General features: G+C 54.4%; 17 protein-coding genes. 7 read left to right on the top strand and 10 right to left on the bottom strand.

What is annotated here, in order from left to right; genetic code table 11:
• Positions 1 to 170 precede the first annotated feature (170 nt).
• From KTE_RS22510 to KTE_RS22490, 5 genes are all read left to right on the top strand, one after another.
• Positions 171 to 3,851: an NB-ARC domain-containing protein gene (locus tag KTE_RS22510; RefSeq protein ID WP_201384857.1), complete on the top strand. Its 3,681-nt coding sequence runs from the start codon at positions 171 to 173 to the stop codon at positions 3,849 to 3,851.
• 173 nt (positions 3,852 to 4,024) lie between these two features.
• Positions 4,025 to 7,711, top strand: a complete 3,687-nt coding sequence (locus tag KTE_RS22505; protein WP_201384855.1) for an NB-ARC domain-containing protein — start codon at positions 4,025 to 4,027, stop codon at positions 7,709 to 7,711.
• A 317-nt stretch (positions 7,712 to 8,028) separates the two neighbouring features.
• The gene (locus tag KTE_RS22500; protein WP_201381799.1) at positions 8,029 to 8,643 is read left to right on the top strand and encodes an IS607 family transposase; all 615 of its coding nucleotides are present in this window, start codon (positions 8,029 to 8,031) and stop codon (positions 8,641 to 8,643) included.
• On the top strand, positions 8,615 to 9,838 hold the full coding sequence (locus tag KTE_RS22495) for an RNA-guided endonuclease TnpB family protein (protein WP_201384853.1): 1,224 nt from the start codon (positions 8,615 to 8,617) through the stop codon (positions 9,836 to 9,838). The genes KTE_RS22500 and KTE_RS22495 overlap by 29 nt, the downstream gene beginning before the upstream one ends.
• A 176-nt stretch (positions 9,839 to 10,014) precedes the next feature.
• The gene (locus tag KTE_RS22490; protein ID WP_201384851.1) at positions 10,015 to 10,389 is read left to right on the top strand and encodes a hypothetical protein; all 375 of its coding nucleotides are present in this window, start codon (positions 10,015 to 10,017) and stop codon (positions 10,387 to 10,389) included.
• On the opposite strand, the gene KTE_RS22485 is transcribed toward KTE_RS22490, so the two are convergent.
• Together KTE_RS22485 and KTE_RS47665 are read right to left on the bottom strand one after the other, a co-directional pair.
• Positions 10,332 to 10,691: an Lrp/AsnC family transcriptional regulator gene (locus tag KTE_RS22485; RefSeq protein ID WP_236600521.1), complete on the bottom strand. Its 360-nt coding sequence runs from the start codon at positions 10,689 to 10,691 to the stop codon at positions 10,332 to 10,334. The two genes, KTE_RS22490 and KTE_RS22485, sit on opposite strands and share 58 nt — an antisense overlap.
• Positions 10,692 to 10,857: 166 nt before the next feature.
• Positions 10,858 to 11,169 carry an Lrp/AsnC family transcriptional regulator gene (locus KTE_RS47665; protein ID WP_236600520.1) on the bottom strand — a complete coding sequence of 104 codons (312 nt, stop codon included), beginning with the start codon at positions 11,167 to 11,169 and terminating at the stop codon, positions 10,858 to 10,860.
• Between the two features lie 342 nt (positions 11,170 to 11,511).
• On the opposite strand from KTE_RS47665, the gene KTE_RS22475 reads away from it, so the two are divergent.
• Together KTE_RS22475 and KTE_RS22470 are read left to right on the top strand one after the other, a co-directional pair.
• Complete coding sequence (locus KTE_RS22475; protein ID WP_201384848.1) at positions 11,512 to 12,429, top strand: PhzF family phenazine biosynthesis protein; 918 nt, start codon at positions 11,512 to 11,514, stop codon at positions 12,427 to 12,429.
• 263 nt (positions 12,430 to 12,692) lie between these two features.
• Complete coding sequence (locus KTE_RS22470) at positions 12,693 to 14,048, top strand: PQQ-binding-like beta-propeller repeat protein (RefSeq protein ID WP_201384846.1); 1,356 nt, start codon at positions 12,693 to 12,695, stop codon at positions 14,046 to 14,048.
• A 172-nt stretch (positions 14,049 to 14,220) separates the two neighbouring features.
• On the opposite strand, the gene KTE_RS22465 is transcribed toward KTE_RS22470, so the two are convergent.
• From KTE_RS22465 to KTE_RS22430, 8 genes are all read right to left on the bottom strand, one after another.
• Positions 14,221 to 15,426, bottom strand: coding sequence for an enolase C-terminal domain-like protein (locus KTE_RS22465; protein WP_374226785.1), 1,206 nt, complete (start codon positions 15,424 to 15,426; stop codon positions 14,221 to 14,223).
• A gap of 69 nt (positions 15,427 to 15,495) precedes the next feature.
• Complete coding sequence (locus KTE_RS22460; RefSeq protein ID WP_201384844.1) at positions 15,496 to 16,533, bottom strand: ABC transporter permease; 1,038 nt, start codon at positions 16,531 to 16,533, stop codon at positions 15,496 to 15,498.
• The gene (locus KTE_RS22455) at positions 16,530 to 18,116 is read right to left on the bottom strand and encodes a sugar ABC transporter ATP-binding protein (RefSeq protein ID WP_201384842.1); all 1,587 of its coding nucleotides are present in this window, start codon (positions 18,114 to 18,116) and stop codon (positions 16,530 to 16,532) included. Before KTE_RS22455 ends, KTE_RS22460 begins: the two co-directional genes overlap by 4 nt.
• A 43-nt stretch (positions 18,117 to 18,159) precedes the next feature.
• Positions 18,160 to 19,233 (bottom strand): sugar ABC transporter substrate-binding protein, encoded by a 1,074-nt coding sequence (locus KTE_RS22450; RefSeq protein ID WP_201368717.1) that lies wholly within the window; start codon positions 19,231 to 19,233, stop codon positions 18,160 to 18,162.
• Between the two features lie 384 nt (positions 19,234 to 19,617).
• Positions 19,618 to 19,806, bottom strand: coding sequence for a hypothetical protein (locus KTE_RS22445; RefSeq protein ID WP_201368718.1), 189 nt, complete (start codon positions 19,804 to 19,806; stop codon positions 19,618 to 19,620).
• Between the two features lie 62 nt (positions 19,807 to 19,868).
• Positions 19,869 to 20,825, bottom strand: a complete 957-nt coding sequence (locus tag KTE_RS22440) for a TetR family transcriptional regulator (RefSeq protein ID WP_201384840.1) — start codon at positions 20,823 to 20,825, stop codon at positions 19,869 to 19,871.
• A 23-nt stretch (positions 20,826 to 20,848) separates the two neighbouring features.
• Complete coding sequence (locus KTE_RS22435) at positions 20,849 to 21,517, bottom strand: DUF998 domain-containing protein (RefSeq protein ID WP_201384838.1); 669 nt, start codon at positions 21,515 to 21,517, stop codon at positions 20,849 to 20,851.
• 431 nt (positions 21,518 to 21,948) lie between these two features.
• A complete protein-coding gene (locus KTE_RS22430; protein WP_201384836.1) occupies positions 21,949 to 22,686 on the bottom strand; it encodes a polysaccharide deacetylase family protein in 738 nt (245 codons plus the stop codon).
• Positions 22,687 to 22,973: the final 287 nt, after the last annotated feature.

Here is a 22,973-nt window from a genome sequence, read left to right as displayed (position 1 = left end):
CGTCATTGTTCTCTACAATCCCAGATAGGTGTTGGCCTGTTGGAAGGTCCACGTATCACAATAAGCCTACCAATGTTTTGCTATGAAGTCACCGCTCATTAGATGGCATATTACTTCACATTACTTCACATTGCGCTGCTCCAATGAATCACGTAGAAAGGAGAGCGCCGATGGCAAAATCCTTCTACCGTGAGCGAGACTATGCGTTCGGCCAAATGATGCTCACGCTCCGGACAACCATCGGTTTCACCCAGGCGGGGCTTGCCGAAGTCCTCGGGGTCTCTCGACGTGCAGTGGCAGAATGGGAAGCAGGTAGTAGCTATCCGAAAGCTGAGCACCTCAAACATTTCATTGAGCTCGGGGTACAACAGCAAGCCTTTCCTGCTGATCAGGAAGCCGAGGTGATTCGCGCATTCTGGAAAGCAGCACACCAGAAGGTGCTGCTTGATGAGCAATGGCTCTCCCTGTTGCTGACCAAGCAACATCTTTCGTATCATCATAAAATCCCGGCACCGATTACCCCGATCAATGCCGATGAGGAAAGCATCCCTCAATACGTCGCTGGACCGCGAGTGGATTGGGGTGAAGCTTTTGCGATCCCCGCCTTCTACGGGCGCGAGCAGGAACTAGCCCTCCTGACACAATGGATTGTGCAAGAACGTTGTCGTGTCGTGAGTTTGCTAGGCATGGGAGGTATTGGCAAGTCGGCGCTGGCCGTCAACTTCATGCGCCAGGTGGCCGAGCATTTTGAAGTGGCGCTCTTTCGTTCGCTACGCGATGCTCCCTCGTGCGAAGCACTGCTCGATGACTGTCTGCAAGTACTCTCATCACAGCGTCTGAGAACAGTGCCTGACAGTCTTGAACAACGGATCACCCTCCTGATTGAGCACTTACGAAAGGGACGTGTGCTCATGATCCTGGACAATCTAGAGACCATTTTGCAAGAAAGAGAGACCAAGGGGCATTTCCGTTCTAACTTTGAAGACTACGGGAGGCTACTACGCCGGGTCGCGGAGACAGAGCACCAGGGGTGCCTGCTACTCACTTCGCGGGAGAAACCAGCAGAACTGAGGCCACTAGAGGGCAAACACGCCCCAGTACGCTCGCTACGCCTTTCTGGCTTAGATCTTACCGCATGTGAACAGGTACTGACAGAAAAAGGGATAGAGGGAACTTCGCAAGAGCAGACGCACCTCATCGAGGTATATGGAGGCAATCCTTTGGCCTTGAAAATTGTCTCCGAGACCATTACCGACCTTTTCGGCGGTGAAATCGGGCCGTTCCTCGCAGAAGGCACGATAATCTTTGGTACCATTGCCAACCTGCTCGATGAACAATTCGCTCGGCTCTCGGTTCTTGAGCAAACCCTACTGCGCTGGCTGGCAATTGCCCGTGAGCCTGTGACTATTGAGGAGGTGCTGACGATGCTGGCTGTTCCTCTACCGCGTGTCCAGTTGCTGGAAGCCGCCGATGGTTTGCGCCGCCGCTCACTGATTGAGCCGGGACAACGGCGAGGTAGCTTCACGTTGCAATCTGTCGTACTGGAATATATGACCTCTGAGCTGATTATGGAGGCAACAAATGAGATTCAGCAGGGCAAACACGATTGTCTCATCCGCCATGGATTTGAACAGGCGCATGCGAAGGAATATGTACGACAGACCCAGAAACAGTTGTTGGTGGCACCGCTGTTAGAACGTCTGCAAAGCGTGTACCATGGGCAGGCGGAAGTCGAAGAGCGCTTGCTTTTGTTGCTCAATCAATTTCGCGCATGTGACTATGCTACCCAAGGGTACGGACCGACAAATGTGATCGCGCTGCTGCGTTTGCAGCGGGGGCATCTACGTGGGCTCGATCTCTCGCACCTCTCCCTTCGAGGTGCCTATCTGCAAGACTGCGAGATGCAAGATACGTCACTTGCCGAGTCGGTTATCTGTGATGCCGTCTTTACGGAGGCGCTCGATGCTATCTGGGCAGTGGCTATCAGTAGCAAGGGAACGTTCTGGGCGGCGGGCAGCAGGGGAGGGGAGGTGCGCGTGTGGAAGGAGGAGGGAAGGGCCCTTCATCTGATCTGGCGGGCACATACCGACACGATTTATACCCTGGCATTCAGCCCAGACGAGCGGATTCTGGCAACCGGAAGTTGGGATGGTACCGTCAAGCTGTGGGATCTGGAGCAGGGAGCGTTGCTCTGGATGGGGTGGCACACGAATAGCGTTAACTGTGTCGCTTTTGCCGCCGATGGCAGCTTGCTCGCGAGTGGGGGAGATGATGGAACAATCCAACTCTGGGATGTGTCATCTGGCCGACGTGTACAAACGCTCGCTGGTCAGGACAAAGCAGTACATGCCGTGAGCTGGAGTCCCACTAGCCGTCTGCTGGGCAGTGGCAGTGTCGATGGAAATATTTCGCTGTGGCAAGTGCAAGGAGGACAGGGAGCGCAGCCAGCGACGTGTATAGAGATCCTCACAGGACATACTAATTGGGTAATGGGCCTGGCCTTCGCGCCCGATGGGAGGTACCTGGCTAGTGCGAGCTGGGATCACACCGTCAAGCTGTGGGATGTAGCTAGTGGACGCATGCTTCAGACACTCACAGGGCAAACGCATCGAATACATTGTATGGCCTGGAGTCCCGATGGACGCCTTTTGGCCAGTGCCGGCCTTGAGACAACAATCTGGCTCTGGGATGTTGAACAAGGCCGGTATCGAGCGGTCCTCCATGGACATAGTGCTGGTGTGCTTGCGCTTGCCTTTACCCCTGACAGCAGCAGCCTGCTCAGTAGCAGTGAAGATGGGACGTTACGTGTATGGGATGTAACAGATGGGAGATGTATACGCCTTATGGGGGGGTACGCAGGCTCCCTCTTCGACGTTGCGTGGAATCCTGCTGGCACGCAGTTGGCAAGTGCCAGTACTAACACGTGTGTCACAATTTGGGAGGTGGGCGGCAGAACAGTGCCTAGAGTCTTACGCGGGCATCACTGGATCGTCCATGGAGTGACTTGGAGCCCGGATGGGAGGTGCCTCGCCAGTAGTGGATGGGATAATGCCATCCGGTTGTGGAACCCGGCGACAGGGACCTGCCTCCACGTGTTTCAGGACCCTGACTCTGTTGACACTATCTTCCAGGGCATCGCGTGGGAGCCAGATGGGCAGCTTCTGGCCATCGGAAGCTATATGCGTGGGGTGCAAGTATGGGATATGCAGATGTACGAGTGCCGCTGGATTGGGTTCCCATCTCCGACCAAGCTCCGTGGTGTGGCGTGGAGTCCAGATGGGAGCCAATTGGCTAGCTGCGGCGACGATGGTAGCATTTACCTTTGGAAGTCCTCCAATGGGTCATTGCTCAAGAAGCTTCAGAGGCATCATGGCAGGGCCGCGAGCGTGGCGTGGAATCCCGATGGGAGCCAATTGGCTAGCGGAGGAGGAAGCGAAGATGGGGAAGTCCTAGTCTGGGAGGTCGCCAGTGGAAAGGTCGTACACGCCTTGGGCCCATCCAGTGGAGGAGTATCTGCGGTGACGTGGAGTCCGAGTGGAGAGGCAGTGATAAGTGGTGATTGCTATGGGAAGCTGCGATGGTGGGAGGTAGCATCGGGGAAATGCCTGGCGACCTGGGAGGGGCATGAAGGAACGGTGCAGGCGCTGAGGGTGAGTCCAGATAGGCGCCTGCTGGCCAGTTGTGGTGATGACAGCGCCATCCGGTTATGGAATCTGGAGACGGGTGAAGTGGTGCGGACGTTGCGGCAAGATCGCCCCTATGAGCGACTCAATATCACAGGTATCAGAGGGATGACCGTGGCACAGAAATCTGCACTACGAGCATTGGGGGCGATTGATAATTTATCGTAGCAGGGTGTTTTCTTTCTTGTTATGTGATTCTTAATATACATCGTATTCCGAGCATTGGTCAGTCTCTGTCTCGCTGATCAAAATCCTTCCCATACAGAGGCTGCTCTTGCTCAGAATGACTTGCATTTCCCAGAAACCAGCCTTCGTACCTCTGCGCGAAGCAAGGAGGGAAGATGAAACATTCACATTCCGATCAACACACAGGTAAGAGCTCCTTTGGGTACTTCTGCATGACGCTGCGCAAGCACATGAACCTGACTCAACGAGAACTAGGGATATTTCTTGAGATAAGCGAGCAGGCTATTCATCGATGGGAACGAAGCAAGCACTCACCTACGCGAGAACACCTCACACAGTTGATTGCATTTGCTCTCCAGCGCCACGCCTTTACGCCAGGACAAGAGCGCGAGGCGGCGAAACAACTCTGGCTGGCAGCAGGACAGCAGGATGACTTTACTGCCTTCTGGATTCAGGCGCAGCTCGCTTCAGCAGCATATGCGTCCTCTGCTCTTGCGGTGCGCGAACCAAGGGTCGCTCAGAGCGAAAAGAGGAGGTACTCCCAGAAACCTCCTCTTCCCTCATCGCGCTTTGATTGGGGAGATGCCCTCGATGTGTCTGATTTTTATGGGCGCCAGACCGAGCTCTTGCAGCTTGAGCGATGGGTACTTCAGGAGCACTGCCAGGTGGTGAGCGTGCTGGGGATGGGAGGTATCGGCAAGTCAGCACTCTCGGTCTCCCTGATGCGTCAGGTGGCTCCCACCTTCCAGATGGGGGTCTTTCGCTCCATACGCAATGCTCTCCCCTGCCAGGACCTCCTCACCGACTGTCTGCAGGTCCTTTCGCCTCAACCGCTACCAGCACTGCCATCCACAAGTGATCAATGTATCGACTTGCTGCTGGAGTGCTTCCAGACGCGGCGCTGTTTGCTCGTGTTGGACAACCTGGAAATATTGCTGCAAGAGCATGATCCAGAGGGACGCTATCGTCCGGGCTACGAAGACTACGCTACCCTGCTCCGCCGGGTGGCTGAAACACCACACCAGAGCTGTTTGCTCATCACGAGCCGGGAGGCCTCACCCGAACTCGAGCAATTGGAGCGTCGCCAGGTTGGCGTGTATGGGTTGCGCCTCGGAGGGCTGGAGTTGGACGCTTGCAAGAACCTCTTCGAGGAAAAAGGCCTTGCTGGCACCGTTCAGGACCAAGCACAGCTCGCCCAGCTCTATGCGGGAAACCCACTGGCCTTGAAGATTGTTGCGGAGATCATCGTTGAGCTCTTTGGGGGCGAGATCAGCGCCTTCTTGGAGCAGGAGACGGTCATCTTTAGCACTATTCGCGACGTGCTTGCAGAGCAATATAGCCGACTCTCGGCTCTAGAACAAGCACTATTGATCTGGTTGGCAATTGGACGCGAGCCATTGCATATTGTCGAGCTGCACATGATGTTGATTCCCCCGGTTGCAGAGGGAGAAGTGCGTGAGGCACTGGAAGCGCTCCAACGCCGCTCACTGGTCGAGCGGAGCAAGCAGCAGGCGACGTTTACCTTACAATCGGTGATCCTGGAATATGTGACGGAGGTGCTGGTGGAGCAGGTGAGTGAGCAGATCCAGCATGCACTGTGGGAGCATCTGATCAGGTATGCACTCGAGCAGGCAAGGGCCAAGGAATATGTGCGGCAAGCACAAGAGCGGTTGATTGTCTCTCCAATCCTCGTGCATCTCCAAGCCATCTATCAAGGGACAAAAGCAGTTGAGGAACTACTATTGCAGTTGCTCAGCCAATTGCGTACGCGAGAACAGGAGGAGCAGGGCTATGGGCCAGCCAACCTCATCACGCTCTTGCGAGGGTTACGTGGACACCTACGCGGACTTGATCTTTCAGGGCTTGCCATTCGGGGAGCGTATTTGCAGAGTGTCGAGATGCAAGATACGACCTTGTCTGGAGCGTTGATCCAAGACAGCGTCTTTACCGAAGCTTTTGACGCGACCTTAGCGGTTGCCACAAGCTCCAACGGGCAGTACTGGGCAGCAGGTAGCAAGCGGGGGGAAGTGAGAGTGTGGTATGGAGGTGGTCAGACCTTGCATCTCGTCAGGCAAGCACATACCGCCAATACATATGCCCTCGCCTTCAGTCCGGATGCGCACCTGCTCGCTAGTGGGAGCTTTGATGGCAGTATTACGCTCTGGGATGTAGCAAGTGGGGCTCCTCTCTGGTCGGTTTGGCATACGAAAGGGACCAATTGTCTGGCCTTTGCTCCCCATGGAGAGATGCTTGCCAGCGGAGGACATGATGCAACGGTCCGGCTCTGGGATACTCAGCAAGGCATCCATCTGCAGGATTTGTCGCACCCTGGCCCGATCTTCTCTCTCGCCTGGAGCCCGAATGGGACGCTCCTGGTCAGCGGTGACTTTGAGGGAACACTTCGCTGGTGGGAGATGCGAACACCGCAAGCCGCTACTTGCCTGCGGAGGCGCTTAGAGCATTCCAATTGGGTGCGGGGACTGGCCTTTGCCCCCAACGGCAGCGCCTTAGCCAGCGGGAGTTGGGATGGCACCGTCAAGCTCTGGGACGTGAAAAGCCAACGTGTGCGCCAGACACTGGTCGGGCACACGGAGCGGGTGCAATCATTAGCCTGGAGTCCCGATGGGCAGACGCTGGCTAGTGGTGGATTTGACCACATGATCTGGCTATGGGATGCTAAGGAGGGGAGAACTCGGATGGTGCTGCGTGGGCATACCGCTGTGGTGAATGGCCTGGCCTTCACCCCCGACAGCCGCCACCTGCTTAGCGGTAGTGAAGATGGGACCTTGCGTCTCTGGGAGGTTGCCAGTGGGCAATGCATTCGTATCATACAGGGCTACGCAGCCACTCTGTATGATATTGACTGGAGTCCCGATGGCACCCAACTTGCTAGTGCAGGCTCTGATACCCTGGTGACTATTTGGGATATGAGCAGTGGGATGCCGAGTGTATTGCGGGGACATCGTTGGACAGTCTACGGAGTCGGGTGGAGTCCCGATGGGGGATTGCTGGCCAGTAGCGGATGGGACAATACCATCCGCTTGTGGGATCCGACCACGAGGACGTGTATTCACGTCTTACACGACATCGATCACCCTGACACTCTTTTCTCCGGTGTGGCCTGGAGCCCCGATGGGCATCAACTGGCAAGTGGAACCTTTCTCCGGGGGGTGCTGGTATGGGATGGGGCAACGCGCACGCAACGTTGGATGAAACACGCACAGGCAACCTGGGTCAGACGCGTGGCCTGGAGTCCGGATAGCACACGACTCGCCGGAGGAGATGAAGATGGAAATGTGTATCTGTGGAACACAGCCGATGGATCCCAGATCCTACAGTTGCAGAGGCATCATGGGGCAGTCATGAGCGTGGCCTGGAGTCCGGATGGCGCACAGTTGGCCTCTGGCTGCGGGAGTAGAGACAGTGGAGAACTTGTGGTATGGGATATGCGAACCGGTGAGCCAATACGATCCTTAAAGGGGCATTCGGGGGTGGTCTCTGCGGTGACGTGGAGTTCGAGTGGAACGCTACTGATCAGTGGGGGAAGTGACGGGATGCTGCGCTGGTGGGATGTCTCCAGGGGAGCGTGTGTGCGCGTGCGTCAGGCCCATCAAGGGATGATACAGTCCCTCAAAGTGAGTCCCGATGGCCGCTGGCTGACGAGCTGCGGGGATGATGGAAGCATCGTGCGTTGGGACCTACAGTGTGGCGAGTCGCTCCACATGCTGCGCCGCGACCGCCCCTACGAGCGATTGAATATTGGAGGGGTTCGAGGCTTGACGGAGGCACAGAAGGCCACGCTGAGAATGTTGGGAGCAATTGAGTGCGCTCCAGCTGAGTAGGCTTGTTCCTGCTAACTTGCCAGCTTCACACAGTAGAGGCGGAAATAGCTGAGGCAATGATGCGGATGCAGCATGTGTGGTCGCAATTGAGTGTTTCCTAACAGCGAATGAAGTGGAAACAGAGCACAGAATATTTCTGTACTCTGTTTTTTGTGCTGATCGGTAAGACCAGAATAAGGGGGTGGATCACGCTCCAATCTAGTTCGTCGTGGGCCACGCGGCATGCTACCAATTTTCAGCCACTCTCCCCGGCGCGTCATCCAGAGGAGAAATAAAACAGTTTTGACATAAGCACTCAAATGTGTTAAAATATGCTTATGCAAAACATATATAGCATTCAGGCATTTGGGAAGCTTATTGGCAAGTCAACCAAGACGCTGCAAAAATGGGACCGCGATGGCAAGTTAGTTGCTCATCGTTCTCCACAATCAAACAGGCGCTACTACACCCACGATCAGTATCTTGAGTATCGCGGGCTCAAAGCACCAGAACAGGGACGTACCATTGTCTATGCGCGCGTTTCAGGGGTCTCACAAAAGCCTGACCTTACCAACCAAATGACTGCCTTACAAGCGTATTGTACTGCTCATGAGATCACTGTCGATGAATGGGTACAGGATATTGGCAGTGGACTCAATTACAAACGCAAAGGCTTCAATCATGTGATGGAGATGGTTGAGTTAGGGCAAGTTCGCACGATTATCATTGCCCATAAGGATCGCTTAGTGCGGTTTGGGTATGACTACTTTGAGGCGTTCTGCGAACGGCATCACACCCAACTGGTTCTTCTTCATGGTGACCACCTTTCTCCTGAGCAAGAGCTTGTGCGCGATCTTATCGCCATCATAACCGTATTTAGTGCCAGGCTTCACGGACTCAGATCCTACAAGAAAGTGATGAAAGATGCTGCTTTGCAAAAAGATCAAGATTGACGTGAGCGAGCAGGACGCTGCTACGCTTGAGTTCATGCAAAGCAAATGTCGAGGGCTGTACAACTGGTGGGTTATGAGGCTCAGGGAAGGAGAGAAGTGGAATCTCTACGAAGCCAAACGGAGTTTACAAGAAAGTAAGCACCATGATCCTGAGCTTATTCAGGTGTATGGCAAGTTGCTTCAAGAGGTCTACTATCGCCTTGATGGGGCCATGAAAGCATTCTATCGTAGGGTGAAAGCAGGTGAAAAGCCTGGATTTCCACGTGTACGTCCAAGACACGGCTTTTTTACGCTCTGCTATCCTGCCATGTACCTCAAACGTGAGGGTGACAAGCTCATCTTGCCTACAGGTGGTGGCGGGAAGCATGGGGCAAAGGTACATCCCAACGTCACTGCCCGTCTCACTGAGAGACCGCCAGAACAGTTCAAAAAGGTGGCGATCAGTCGGGATGCCAGAGGCAACTACTATGCTTCCTTCCCGGCAGAGCGGCCATCAAAGCCCTGTTCAACTGATGATGTTGCCGCCTTTGATCTTGGCATCAAAACCCTGGCAACAGGCGTGAATGAGCAAGGCAGAGTCTACACCATTGGCGGATTCAAAGGGGCAAAATGGCATAACAAGCAACTGGACAACATTCGATCCAAGCGTGATAAATGCAAGAAAAAGTCACGTTGCTACCTCCATCTCAGCAAAGTGTACAAGCGCGTTTCCCAGAAAAAACGCAAGAAACAACGGGATAGTTTGCATAAAGCATCCCACCTGATAGCCCACAAACTGGTTGAAAGAACCGTTGTGGTTGGCGATCTCTCCCAGAGACAAATGGTCACAAAACAGCATGTAGAGCGCAATAAGCAGCTCAATAGAGCGGTCTATAATGAGTGGGGACTCTCCACCTTCCTCGAAATGCTGAAGTACAAATGCCAATTGTACGGGAAAGAATTGCACTTCTTAGATGAGCGCAACACCTCCAAGCAGTGTAGTGGCTGTGGGAATCTGCAAGCCATGCCGCTGTGGAAGAGAACCTACTGTTGCGTCGAATGTGGACTCGTCATGGATCGCGATGAGAATAGCGCGGTGAACATTTTGACGAGGTTCCTTGCCCGGCGAGGGCCACACACTCCCTCTGTGGAGTGCGGTGTGCTGCAGGCGACCCAAAGCAGCGGAGAAGTCAAAGAGGCTTCCTGTGAGGGGTAAGTGCAGCAATTGGATCTATTCGAATGGGCTTCGCGCACATTTGAGTAGATTTAGAAAGGCAGTATGATCATTTTGTGCGTATGCTGGTCTCACACTGCAAGGGGCGGGTCCGTTACTGGTAATGCGAAAATGAGCCGACGAACCCTCTGCTCTGGGAAGGAACAGCGCAAGACTATGTGAACCACCTCAAGGTCTTCTCACGTGCCGTCAAAGAGGTTGATCCAGAGGCTATGGTGATCCTTGCCGGCGCCGTTGACGCATTTTACCCATCCGCCGACGCTCAGCATCCTGATCTGCAAGCGGAGCAAGACTTCTTTGATTACCTACTACGGGAAAGTGCTAGCGACTTTGATGTTTTCGATCTCCATCTCTATGGCGACCTCGATGCCATCACGGCAAACATCAATGCGGTCAGGCAGAAAATGGCCGCCCTGGGGTATCAGAAGCCGATCTTCCGCGGTGAATACAATGGCCCGAGTTTCTTCCAACCATTTCACCTTTTCCCTTGTTCAAGCATCTTCTGCGTGATAACGTGCTGCTTTTCGGGCTGAGAGAACGTAATCGAGGTTGAAGGCTGACCATAGACGGCAAGTTGGTCAAGGATGCTATCCAGGTGATCGATCGAGGTTGCAGCTACTTTGACTAATACCTGATCATTGCCAGCCATGCGATAGCACTCAAGCACCTCTGGGAGTTCACTGACAGCGGAGGCGATGTTCCGACAGTGAAGTCCCGCCGCTGGCACTAAACGAACCATCGCTACAAGTGGTAAACCGAGCTGAGCGAGGTCTACCTCAGTATGATAGCCCCTAGTGACGACTCCCCACGGATAAATCCGGGGGCTTCTCAGCAAACCGAAGTTTCCTGAAGGCTCCGTCCGAGCCAATACGTGTTTGCTCTCTTGGATGGCAAGGCGGCTTTGAAGCTCTTAAAAGACCTCACCGAGAGGGCACAGGGACACTTGTACGCAAGTGCTTTTACGCAAGGGAACGATTTACCTTGCAACGCCCAAACACTTTTCAGTTGTGTCTGTACCAAAACACTTGTTCTAGTGTAGTGTAAAAGGTGGATAGTGTCAAGAGAGGGATATCCCCAACCACCCTATCCGCCTTCAAAGGACTCGCTTCTATCCCTAGGGCTAAAGCCCAGGGTTTTACGCTCGGGTCGATAATTCCCTGTTCCTCCATCTTGCGCATTCGCTCAGCTACGGCGGGCGCAGTGAGTCCCACCCGTTGCCCTAACTCGCTGTAGGAGAGGCGTGCGTTCTGTTGCAACGCTTCAAGCAGTTGCCAGTTTGTCTCATCAAGAGGCTTTTTGGTTTCCAAAGCCATTATTCGCTTTTCCTTTGGTATCTGAAGTTTTCTGGGAATATTACTTTCATTTTTTTCTCCACTTTACCACAAAATGATGCTACACTGGAAACGCAGAGCAAGCAGATCAGGAAAGCCATTGTGAGCATTATTTTGCGCATGAGTGCCTTCCTTTTGCTCTCCCGCTTCTACCTTTTGTTCCTCTCAGAGATGGAAGACGGGTACGTGCGCCTGCTGGATGGGCTTTCGGATGCACCACAATCGTCACGAGATCTTGTGCATTCCCGATGATAAAAAATAAGGTTAACAGGATGTTATCACTGCATGAAATGAGCCATCGTAAGACAAGAGAAGGAGAAACCAATGAGAGAACAGCATATTCGTTTCTACATAGTTGATGTCTTTGCACAGGAGCCACTGAACGGTAATCCACTCGCGCTGGTGGTGAATGCACAGGACCTGAGTCAGGAAACCATGCAGCGGATCGCGCGCGAATTTAACCAGTCGGAGACCACCTTTCTACTCCCTCCGACCAGGCAGGAAGCCAATTGGCGTCTACGTTCATTCACCCCAGTGGGAATTGAGGTCGGAGGTGCTGGTCATAATGCGCTTGGGGCCTGGTGGTGGTTGGCCGAAGCAGGACAACTGGAGTTGTCTGGGCCTCAGACCACCTTTCAACAGGAGATAGGGGAACAGGTCCTAGAAGTGGAAGTATTGGCGGAAAAGAGAAGAGAGGGTGCACCGTGGGAACCGACCACTATCGGGATGAGACAGACAGCACCATCATTTGGAGACACCCATAAAAATCCAGTGGAGTTGGCAGCAGCGCTTGGCCTGGAGGTAGCCGATCTAGCTGTAGAGGGTTTACCGGCGCAAGTTGTTTCCACGGGGGCAGCACATCTACTTGTTCCAGTACAGAACCGTGAAGCAATAAGGCGTGCTCAACCAGATGCGAAACGTCTGTATCAACATCTTCACTCAGTTGGTGGTCAAGGCTGCTATCTATTTAGCCTGGACCCAGTCGATCCGGATGCCGCTGCTCATACACGCTTCTTCAATCCCACGGAGGGGATTGTCGAAGATCCGGCCACGGGAACTGCGGCCGGCCCACTCGCATGCTACCTGGCAAAGTATGGTCGGATCAGCTCATCGGGAACAGTGACGATTGAGCAGGGATATGAGTTGATGCGGCCAAGCCGTATTGAGATACGCTTGCATGGCGATGAGGTGCGCATCTTTGGCGCTGGCGTGACGGTGGCTGAAGGTGTGCTACGGCTCTAAGCTCTCATGCCACTTGGTACGGTCCAACACCAGTATGATGCACCTATCTGGACCAGCGCTAATAGCTTACGCAAAGCGCTTTCTTAGGAGGGCTTGAGCTATGAAATGGCCAGTGGTAAGCGACCGTGAGATAAGTGAACGTGCTGCATGCAGCCTAGCGATGAAGGTGCAATTGAGACACGTTTCAGCTTTTCTTCAGGAACATATTGTACTCTCTTGAGAGAAAGTACTGAAAAAGTGTTTTTCCGTAGAAGAGGTGAGTCGTGGGTACGCCTGAAGATGAGCAAACCATAAACGATACTGAAGTCGAAATGGCCGATTTGGACCCACCGGGCACAGTTCACAAGGGGTTGGGCATACAAGTCATTCAGGGTCAACGTCTTTCATTCCAGATACGCTGGTTCCTGCTCCTGCTGACCATCATGGGAGGATTTGTCTTTCTTTTTCTCTGGCTTCCAAATATACCTCAGGGGGCCAAAGATACCCATCCAATGGGAACTCCGGTGGTGGCTCACCCAACGTTTGTGCCAAAGTCTCTCTCTCTGCTGGATGGGGTGATCTACATCACAACAGCAGACGAGAATATACATGCGTTGCGTACCAGTGATGGTTCTCTGCTCTGGCGCCACCCAGGGCTCGTTGATGCCTATCCGGTAGCCAGCACCAATGGGGTTGTGTTCCTATTAGAACCACAAAGCGGAATGGTCGATGCGCTGCGGATCAGTGATGGAACCGTGCTCTGGCAAAGGAGAGGGCTTGGCTGGCCTGACGTCGAAAACGGGCTCGTTTATGTAAGCGAAGAGACGACGGTAAAAGCCCTGCGCGCCAGCGATGGCACAGTCGTATGGCAACGAAAAGTCGCCAGGCAAGGACTTTGGGTTGCAAACGGCGTCGTCTATGCGCTACCAGATTTCGGCGGCGTGGGCGCATTCCGCGCCACTGACGGCTCCCCGCTCTGGTACCACAAAATCGACGGCCTTATCCTCGGAGTAGACAATCGTATGGTTTACCTGGACTTATGGGATCATAGTGTTGCAGCCCTGCGCACCAGCGATGGCTCCGACGTCTGGAACCAGAAGGCCGTACAAGCAGATACCCTTTCCTCGATCAAAAACGAAGCACTCTATTTCCTGACCCCTGGTGGTGAGTTAGACGCGCTACGCACCAGTGATGGCTCTTTCCTCTGGCACAAACACCTACCCCCAGCCAATCTTGCGGGCGCGTATGTGTACGCTGACGACCAGGTCGTTGCCCTCTGTTTCCAAAATGGTGCGAGAGACTTTCTGCGCGCCAGTGATGGCTCTTTGCTCTGGCACGCTCCCAATACAGCCAGTGGAAGCGCTTTCGGATTAGAGGCAGACCATGGTCTCACCTACTTTAACACATCAGATGGGGGAGTGGACGCCCGCCGCGTGACTGATGGCATGCTGCTCTGGCACCGTCGCGTTAAAGGGAACGTCATGCTGATAGAAAAGGGCATCATCTACTTCACTACTGATGACGGGAGCATTCATGCCATGCGCGGCAGCGATGGCGCGCTGCTCTGGCATCGTGTCTTGAGCATCTCCGGGCTCACCATCAACGAAACCGCCGAGCATGACCAAGCTATCACACGTTGATAGACATGGACTACCAGTTCTTGAGGGATGATCGGTAGTACCCGTGCCGAGAGGCATTTGGCGTTTATTACCATCGCCAATGGATCTATGTGGGAAATAGCGGCAGCGATGTGTACACCTTTTGGCAGACATGTGAAGATCGCGGATATAATCGTACAAAAAAAGCACAGCCTTAGGGTCGCGCCGCGGTGCCATCTGGTGTGCGCGCCAGGGTCCACTGTGGTGGCCCATCTGAACAGGGATAACGCGCGGCCAGTTGCTCATCGATAGCAATGCCCAGTCCTGGCCGCTCGTTGGGATACATGTAGCCGTTTCGCACTTCCGGGCACCCTGGAAAGACCTCGCGCACAGTTTCACTAAAGCCGCTCCACTCCTGTACGCCGAAGTTATGGCAGCTTAGATCCAGGTGCAGGTTCGCCGCGTGCCCAACCGGTGAAGTATCGCCTGGTCCATGCCACGCGGTACGCACGGCAAAGGCTTCGCACAGGGTTGCCAATTTCCTGGCCGGTGTCAGTCCACCGACCTGGCTTACATGCACGCGGATGAAATCGATCAGGCGCCGGGTAATCAATGGCATCCACTCGTGCTGGTTGTTAAACAATTCGCCCATGGCGATGGGCGTAGCGCACTGTTGCCGCAGCATCTCAAGCCAGCCGCCCTGCTCCGGCGGCAGGGGATCTTCAAGAAAGAACAATCCGTATGGCTCTAGCCTCTTCGCCAGGTGTATGGCCTCAATGGGCGCCAGGCGTTCGTGAACATCGTGCAACAATTCTGCCTGGAAGCCAATGTGTGCGCGTATATACTCAAAGAGCGGCGGTATGCTGCGCGCATAAGCGGCCGGGTCATAGTATGTCCCTGGCTGAGCCTCCTCCGGCAACTGGTTGAGCGATGTCTTACCCCCATAGCCTCCCATCTGACAGCGTATGTAGTGATACCCCTGCTCCATCAATGCCTGGACGCGCTCTAGCACTTGCGCCTCGTTTTTCCCATCTGCATGCCGGTAGACCGCTGCGGCTTCGCGGCACTTTCCTCCTAGTAGTTGGTAGATGGGCATACCGGCAAGCTTCCCTTTGATGTCCCACAGGGCAATATCCACGCCTGAGATGGCATTGTTGAGCACTGGTCCATTGCGCCAGTAGGAATTAACCCACATCGTTTGCCACAGGTCTTCAATCCTGTGGACATCCTTTCCCAGCAAGAATGGCCTTAGGTACTCCTCCACGGCACTTCGCACAGCCAGGGGACGTTGCGTAAAGGTCGCGCAGCCCAGGCCATAGAGTTCCGGCTCAGTGGTCTCGACCTTGACGATCACCAGCCGATTTGCGCCATCTGGCATCGTTAAAATAGTTCGAACATCCCTGATGGCCAACATCATCAATATCCTCCTCGGTTGTAATTATTCCGAACGCCCCGACGCCAGATTTCGCGCGGGGAGCTCTCAGAAACATTATGCGCTCTCGGTACCGATCAAGCGGGCAATACCCAGTGCAATTAAGATAATAAGCCCATTGGCCGCATCTATCCAGAAGGTCTGGATTTGCGAAAGAATGAGGATGTTCGTGACCAGCGCCAATAAGATGACACCCGTGAGGGCACCCACGATACGTCCTCGACCGCCATCCAAGGAGATACCACCGATCACGGCGGCCGCAAAGACCGAGAAAATGAGATTGTTACCCTGGTTGGCGGTTACCGCCACTACCTGCCCCGCTGTCATCAGTCCGGCCAGCGCAGCCAGGAGGCTCCCAACAATAAACACTCCTATGCGGATACGGTCTACCTGGATCCCAGCAGCTCGTGCCGCTTCCGTGTTCCCTCCGATGGCATAGATAGCGCGTCCAATCCGATGATACCTCAGAAAGAGTGCCGCGACCAGGAAGATCGCGCCAGTAATCCACACTGAGACCGGAATCCCTAGAACGTATTCCGACCCCAAATAGATATATGCAGCGGGCAAGCGATAGATGGTGCGTCCACCCACAATACCAACCTGGATACCTGCCAGGAGGATCAGCATGGCCAGGGTAAAGATAAAGGCATTGAATCCCAGCTTGATCACCAGGATACCATTAAGAGTTCCGATCACCAGACCTATGAGCAGAACAATGGCGATCCCAAGCAAGGGAGGCCAGTTGGTACCCAGGCCCTGGCTATCCTTTGAGACAATCAGCCATGCTCCTACCATTGGTGCCAGGCCATACGTTGATTGCAGAGACAAATCAAACTTGCCGGTGAGCAAGATGAGGGTCTCGGCCACCACAACGGCACCTAAAGCCGCCGATTGCTGCGCAACGTTGATGAAGTTATCCGCAGTCAGGAACGCGGGATTGACAAAGGCGCCCACGATCACGATCAAAATAATGATCGGAAGCAGGGCCAGTTCTCGGATCCAGCTGGTAGCCATGGAGCGCCCACGACGCAGAAGCGTCCCATCAGTAGGCTGTTGCAATGGTTTGACCTCGTGTTCGACCATTGACTTTCTCATGACAATTCCTCTCCGTTCGTTTCGGTATACCCTTGTGCGGAGGCCGGCTCAAGCCCCTCAATTGCAGTAATGAGCACATGGCGGTCCCAGGGCGGCTGGTACTCCTTGACCAGTCTCCCTTTGACCATAACTAGCAAGCGTGTGCAGATGCGCAGGTCATCCAGATCGTCAGAGATGAGTAAGACAGCCGTCCCATGCACGCGGGCAGCATCGATTACATTGAGAAGCGCCTCCTTAGCGGCGACATCCACCCCGACCGTAGGCGTCACGACCACCAGGACCTCGGGCTGCCGGGCCAGTGCCCGCCCAACCACTACCTTCTGCTGATTTCCTCCACTCAACTGCCCAACTGGCTGATCGAGGCCGCTAGCGACGATCCCCAGTTGTTTGACCAGGCGTCTGGCAACCGTTTGGCTGCTGGAACGCGAAACGATGCCCCCCTTTGCGACACGATCCAGAATGCATAATGTCAGGTTCTCTTCAACACCAAGATACGGCACGAACCCGCGTGCATGCCGATCCTCAGGCACATAGGCAATCCCCTGTCGCAAGGTAGCGTCTACTCTGCCCGCCTGAATCGGCTTGCCATTGAGCTTAATTTCTCCCGAGGCTGGTTTTCTCAGACCAACGACAGCGTCCGCGACAGTCGTCGTACCAGAGCCTTGTAAACCGACCAGGCCAACGCACTCCCCCTCTCCCACCGTAAAACTTACATCCTGCACAGGGCCCAGGGTGGCGGGGATATGCAGGTGCGAGATTTCGAGCCGTGGGCGTGGGGAAGCAACGACCTGGCTCGCGACTGCGCTGTTTGTTTCCTGTTGCGGCGCAGCTCCAACCATCGCCTCGACAAGTTGCTCCTGCCCGATCTCCTCAACCTGCCTGTTCAACACACGCACACCGTCGCGCAGGACGGTGACCTGGTCGCACACCTCATAGATCTCCTCCAGGTGGTGCGAGATAAAGAGGATAGCGACGCCGCTCTCCTTAAGGCGACGGATCCTTTCAAAGAGTCGTTCAATCGCGACCTTCTCCAGCGACGCCGTGGGTTCATCAAGAATGAGAAAACGCGCTCCCACCGAAAGGGCACGCGCAATCTCAACGATCTGCCGCTGCTCAACGGTCAGGTCATGCGCGCGACGGTTGATATCCAGATCGAAGCCCCAGTCGAGCATGACCTGCCGGGCCCGCGAACGCATGGTACGCCAGTTGACGATCCCTCGGTACTTGCTGGTCACGCGATTAAGAAAAATATTTTCGGCGACGGTCAGGTTGGGAACGACCATCGATTTCTGGTACACACAGGCCACCAGGTGCTGCCAGGCGGCGCGATCCACCAAAGGTGGCGCGACTTCGCCTCCGATTCGAACGACGCCGCGGTCGGGGTACGTCATACCGGTAAGGATGGCAACCAGGGTGGATTTCCCGGCCCCGTTACGCCCAACCAATCCGTGGCACTCGCCGGCCCTGACCTCAAGTGAGATATCACGAAGGGCCTGGGTTTCACCAAAGGCTTTCCAGACGCCCTGTGCTACCCCCACAGAGGGCTGGGCGGGGCCCAGCCCTCCATTCACAGCTTCTCTCACGATTCCTCCTATGTCAGGATCTCTCCGCTTTCAGGCTCTTCCCTTAGGAGGTCGACTTCGCATTTCCCCACAGGTTAGGATCGCCCACGTTGGTTTTGTCGACGATGGGCGCCGGAAGTGCGTCCTCAAGGTTGCCTTGCAGGCTAACGATGGTACTTTTATGATCGGTGCTCTGTCCGGCGGAGTAGGTCTTGCCCTCCAGCGCAGCCCGGGCATAGAAGACGGCATATTGCGCGTAGGCATTAGCGGGTTGCGAGATGGTTGCATCAAGCTTGTTGCTGCGAATGAGGGCATGTTCATGCGGCACGCCATCATTGCCAACCAGCACGATATGTGACGATCCCCCCACAGAGGTGAACTTGCCAGCAGCCTGTTCAGCCGCCAGAATACCATCCTCGGGTGCGCCCCACTCCACATAGATGCCTTGCAAATCCGGGTAGGTACTCAGCGCCGTCTTGGCGTCGTTAACAGCGGTCGGCGTATCCCATTTCGTGGCGTACTCAACCGTCTTGAATTGCGGATAGTTCGACTTGATCACCTGGGTGCAGCCATCGGTCCGGTCCTTGCCGTTGAGCGAGGCCAGGTCGCCCTCCAGGATCGCGATGTGCCCACCGCTACCAGATGCATGGGTGGCAATATATTTGCAGGAGTTTTGTCCATACAGTACATTATCCGCGCGTACAATCATAAAGACCTTGCCCGTGCTTGGCGCGACATCGACGCTAATCACGGGGATGTGCTTGCTGGCAGCGTAATCGAGCGCGGGAGCAATCGCGGCGCTATCAACCGGGTTGACGATCAGCGCCTGGGCGCCTTCCTGGATAAGGGTGCGAATATCGGTAATCTGTTTGGCGGCGTCATTATTAGCGACCAGGGGTCCAATTAAGGTTGCCTTATACTGAGAGGCGAACTTGGTCTCATAGGAGATATAGTTAGTCCAGAAGTCGGTGTTGTTGAAGGTGAGTGACACACCAAGTTTGAAGCTATCGCCTGGCGCGAGTGTCCCACCTGAGGATGAACCAGCTGTCGTGCTACCTCCGCATCCTGCGAGGGCAAGTGTGGCGAGGATAACGAGTACCCCCAGTGCTCGTAGACGGCTTGCGAACTTCGATGTCATGGTTTTCTCCTCCCGAAATATCAGCTACTATGCTGACATACAAACGCTATACTTCTTCGGAGCCATGTCTAGTATTGGGAAGTCCTGAAGTCAAGGGTTGTACAAGCGCCTCCTTTCCTCTGCATGGATGCACTTATTTAGATAAAAGCGGCACCTCATTACTCTCTTCTGTTTTATGTATTACATGCTAGCAGAAACGGCGTTCAAATTCAACCATATTCCCTACCCACGCCCTCCTGAGGGACCCACGAATTGCGCAACGAGATGATCATAGGTAGCGAGAAAGCAGAAAATGTGCCTCTTCGATGGGAAAGAACGAAACAGTTCCCAACAAGGAGGCACACATGACGAGTATCGCCGCTTCAGCGGTCAGGATCCAACCCTCTAACCAATCGATACCTCGACGCCATGCTGGCTGGGAGGGTCACTCTTATCAAACCATGCCAGAAGACCCCTGTTTTCAAACACTTTGTCCCAGGTCTTTCGATTGGGTTCGTCGCCAGAAAGAGGGCCAGAGCGAAAACCACACATCACGACGGTTTGTGCCGTAAGCAGTTTGAGATTGACCGTCATAGAACATCTCCCTTCCACAACGTGTCAGCGAAAACACGCACTTTTCCTTTGCCCGTAATGAGTCATGATTCGCCTGGCCTCGCGTCCTTGAGATAGCGATAGAAGCTGGCACGAGAGATCCCGAGCGTCGAACAGATCTCCTCAATGGACTTGGTCTTATCAGCATACAGGCGCCGAACCTGGTCGACCTGTGCAACGGTCTTCAATTTCTTCGAACGCCCGCCTTTTCTTCCTCTCGCACGGACGGATCTGTGGGCACGCGATCGATCATCCTCCACCTTCGCCTGATCACCCACTTGAAGCTGTTCTTGTGCGCTTGCCACAGAACGATCCAGATACTGCTTCAAGGCATGGGAAGCCATCTGGAGTGAGCTGGATGGAAGCGGGTCACGAGGCTCTAGTGTGCGATGACCCGTTTCAGCTATCAACTCTGCCAGTTCCTCGTCAGAAGGTTTGAACGCATCTGGCAAGAAGGGAACCGCGAGGAAAAAACCGGTAAAAATGGAACTGAAAAGGGCTCCTAGTGTGTGCAGAGAGAGATCTGCGCGCACCAGTCCCTGTTGGCGCAGCGCTTCCAGATAGGCCGTGAAGCCTGCCAGCACCTCTGTCGAGAGAGTGCTGCCCTGCTCGCGCTGGATAACCTCTCCGAAGACCTGTGTATCATGCAGCAGAGCTGCTTTGAGCAATGGGCGCTGCATCAGCGCAAGTGCTGCGTGTTTGAGAAGCCCATGCAACGAGGCTCCCACAGGATCGCCTGCAATCCGCTGCTTGATGTCTTCTGCCATCGCGACCTTTTCCCGGAGAATGAGCGCAGCGAAGAGCGCTTCTCGCGAGTCCCAGTGCAGATAGAGCGTCCCCTTCCCGACGCCGGCTTCCTTGGCGATCTCCTCGATGGTGGTCTTGTCATAGCCATCGTGCAAGATCAAGGTCGAGGCCGCATCCAGAATGCGCTGTGCTCGAGCCTCACGTCTCTCTCTGGTCTGCATCTGTCGGCTTTCTCGCCTGTTCTGCTGTGCCAAATGTCGTCCTCCTGTTGCACAGCTCAAGCTCTCTGGACCTTCTTGCTCATGAGGCGGATCGCCAGCAGAGCAATCCAACTCCAGCCGATAATGATGCAGATTCGTTGCATGAGCCCTGCTGGCCCGTTGAGCAACGCAACGACATCGGTCACGACGAAAAAGACAGCGACCAGGATACCTGTGGCAACGGAATACCAGGCCCAGCCGTGCCCGGCAGGATCAGCGGCCTCGCGCCGTGCCAGCACGAAGCAAGCCGCAATCAGCGAGGCGAAGACGAAAAGGCTCAAGAGGTTATGGAGGGTCCCGTGAACGGTTGGCGTGCTCGATGCTCCAGGTGGATAACCCAGAAGTGGGTCGGTCACGAAGATCCCAGCACCAATGAGGCAGAGGCCAAAGATACCTAGCAGGATGGGCCCCCAGGTGGAGCCACGGCCTGCACGCAAGGCACGCCTCAGCCCGATGGCAAAACCGAGCACGAGCGCTCCGCAGACGATGAAGTTCGCCATTTGTATCCACCCACCCTCACCCTGACTGAGTGAGCTGACAACGTTCTGCCAGGCGCTGTAGTGAGGACGTATTGCCCCTTCGATGAGAAACACAACAATGAAGAGCAGCGGACCGATGGCCCCACAAGCTAGCAGCAGTCTGATCGCTACTGGCTGTTCGCCTGTGCTTTGTGTTGAGGTTTCCATGTACTTTTTCCTTTGTAGGAAGATAAGTGACCATTTTATGATAAATAGTCATGAATATATCAGTAAAACTATACCGGAGAGGAGGGAAAAAGTCAAGGAACGAAACATCATGATCGATGTTCTAGAGCCTCTTCAAGTGAGAATTCATGAGCTGCGAGTGCTTCCCTTCTTGATCTTACTGAGCGCTAGTCCCATAATCAACGTCTCAAAACATACTGATACCATGGGAACGTAAGACACACGGAGGAGGGGGATTGAATGTGCATCTCTTCTCCCTCTGCGCTGATCAGGACTTCGGAGATGCAGGAAGCCCTGTTTCGCTTTTCACTAGGCGCCGTGAGATACAAGCTCAAGGATGGCTTGAGGTGGTCCCCATGCATCTTGGTTGCTGATGCTGCCTATGATGCATGGTACGTCTATGAGGCGGCAGTCTACTTTTTCGCATACATCAGCAATTGAGAGACAGTCACAAACTGATAGCCTCGTGCCTCTAGCTCGTCGATGATCCTGGGGATAGCCTCGCGGTCCGCTGCACAAACCTTGTCACAGAACGGATGCAACAAAATAATCGAGCCCGGCTTTGTATGTTCTAGCGTATAGTTCACCAGGAAATTCGCATCCCCGTTGCTCGCACCTGTATCCTCAAATGTGTCGGGTTCGACATCCCACATGATCGTACGAATATGCTGCTGGCTGAGATACCAGGGCAGACCAACGAGCTTCTTCCCATTTGGGGGTCGAAACATAATCTCCCCGCTATAGCCAGTACCCCTGATCAACCGATTCGTTTTGTCCACCTCGTCCTGGTAAAAGGAAAACGGCTTCAAGACCATGCGTTGGTGGGAATAGGAATGATTGCCCACCTGCATGCCCGCCTGTGTGATAGCCCGCGCTAACTGCGGATACTTCTCGATTGCTGAGCCAATCTCGAAAAAAGTGGCCCGGACGTTTTTTTGTGCCAACGTCTGCAACACAGAAGTAACCTGTAGGGTTGGAGCATCATCGAACGTAAGTGCTACCACCTTTTGATCAGTCTCGATGCGATCAACCAGGCCACCAAAAAACTGGAACGTGCGCATATCCATCAGTCGTAATGTCCCATAGCCCACTGCCGCAAAAACCAGAATGACTACCAGCGGAAGAAGCACATATTTCTTTTTCACTCTCATAGTATCAGCCTGAAAGTCTCCATCATCTCACAGTTCCCTCGCCTCGCCGTATTTCTTAAGCATAACCTCAAGAACATCTCTTGTCCAGTAGAACCACTTCACTAGAAGGCATCAAATTTCCCCCTCTTTACACAAGGGCTTTCTTGAACCTGCACTAGTAAAGCGGATACCGGGCATTCTATGAATACACGATCAAATGCACGTCTTCCTCAGCTCTTGATCCACATTTCCTCGACGCCCTTCGTTATCTGCTCCGAACGCACGATTATACGTTCGACGCGCTATCA

The sequence above is a fragment of the Ktedonobacter sp. SOSP1-85 genome (assembly GCF_016587415.1).
In the GTDB taxonomy this organism is placed as follows: domain Bacteria; phylum Chloroflexota; class Ktedonobacteria; order Ktedonobacterales; family Ktedonobacteraceae; genus Ktedonobacter.
Note: the sequence above shows the minus strand (reverse complement) of the source record. Positions and strands in the feature narration are given on the sequence as shown.

What these genes read in the sequence shown, in the direction of transcription:
- KTE_RS22510 (WP_201384857.1), top strand. Translation starts at nt 171, where the DNA reads ATGGCAAAATCCTTCTACCGTGAGCGAGACTATGCGTTCGGCCAAATG.
- KTE_RS22505 (WP_201384855.1), top strand. Translation starts at nt 4,025, where the DNA reads ATGAAACATTCACATTCCGATCAACACACAGGTAAGAGCTCCTTTGGG.
- KTE_RS22500 (WP_201381799.1), top strand. Translation starts at nt 8,029, where the DNA reads ATGCAAAACATATATAGCATTCAGGCATTTGGGAAGCTTATTGGCAAG.
- KTE_RS22495 (WP_201384853.1), top strand. Translation starts at nt 8,615, where the DNA reads ATGCTGCTTTGCAAAAAGATCAAGATTGACGTGAGCGAGCAGGACGCT.
- KTE_RS47665 (WP_236600520.1), bottom strand. Translation starts at nt 11,169, where the DNA reads ATGGCTTTGGAAACCAAAAAGCCTCTTGATGAGACAAACTGGCAACTG.
- KTE_RS22475 (WP_201384848.1), top strand. Translation starts at nt 11,512, where the DNA reads ATGAGAGAACAGCATATTCGTTTCTACATAGTTGATGTCTTTGCACAG.
- KTE_RS22460 (WP_201384844.1), bottom strand. Translation starts at nt 16,533, where the DNA reads ATGAGAAAGTCAATGGTCGAACACGAGGTCAAACCATTGCAACAGCCT.
- KTE_RS22450 (WP_201368717.1), bottom strand. Translation starts at nt 19,233, where the DNA reads ATGACATCGAAGTTCGCAAGCCGTCTACGAGCACTGGGGGTACTCGTT.
- KTE_RS22445 (WP_201368718.1), bottom strand. Translation starts at nt 19,806, where the DNA reads ATGACGGTCAATCTCAAACTGCTTACGGCACAAACCGTCGTGATGTGT.
- KTE_RS22435 (WP_201384838.1), bottom strand. Translation starts at nt 21,517, where the DNA reads ATGGAAACCTCAACACAAAGCACAGGCGAACAGCCAGTAGCGATCAGA.
- KTE_RS22430 (WP_201384836.1), bottom strand. Translation starts at nt 22,686, where the DNA reads ATGAGAGTGAAAAAGAAATATGTGCTTCTTCCGCTGGTAGTCATTCTG.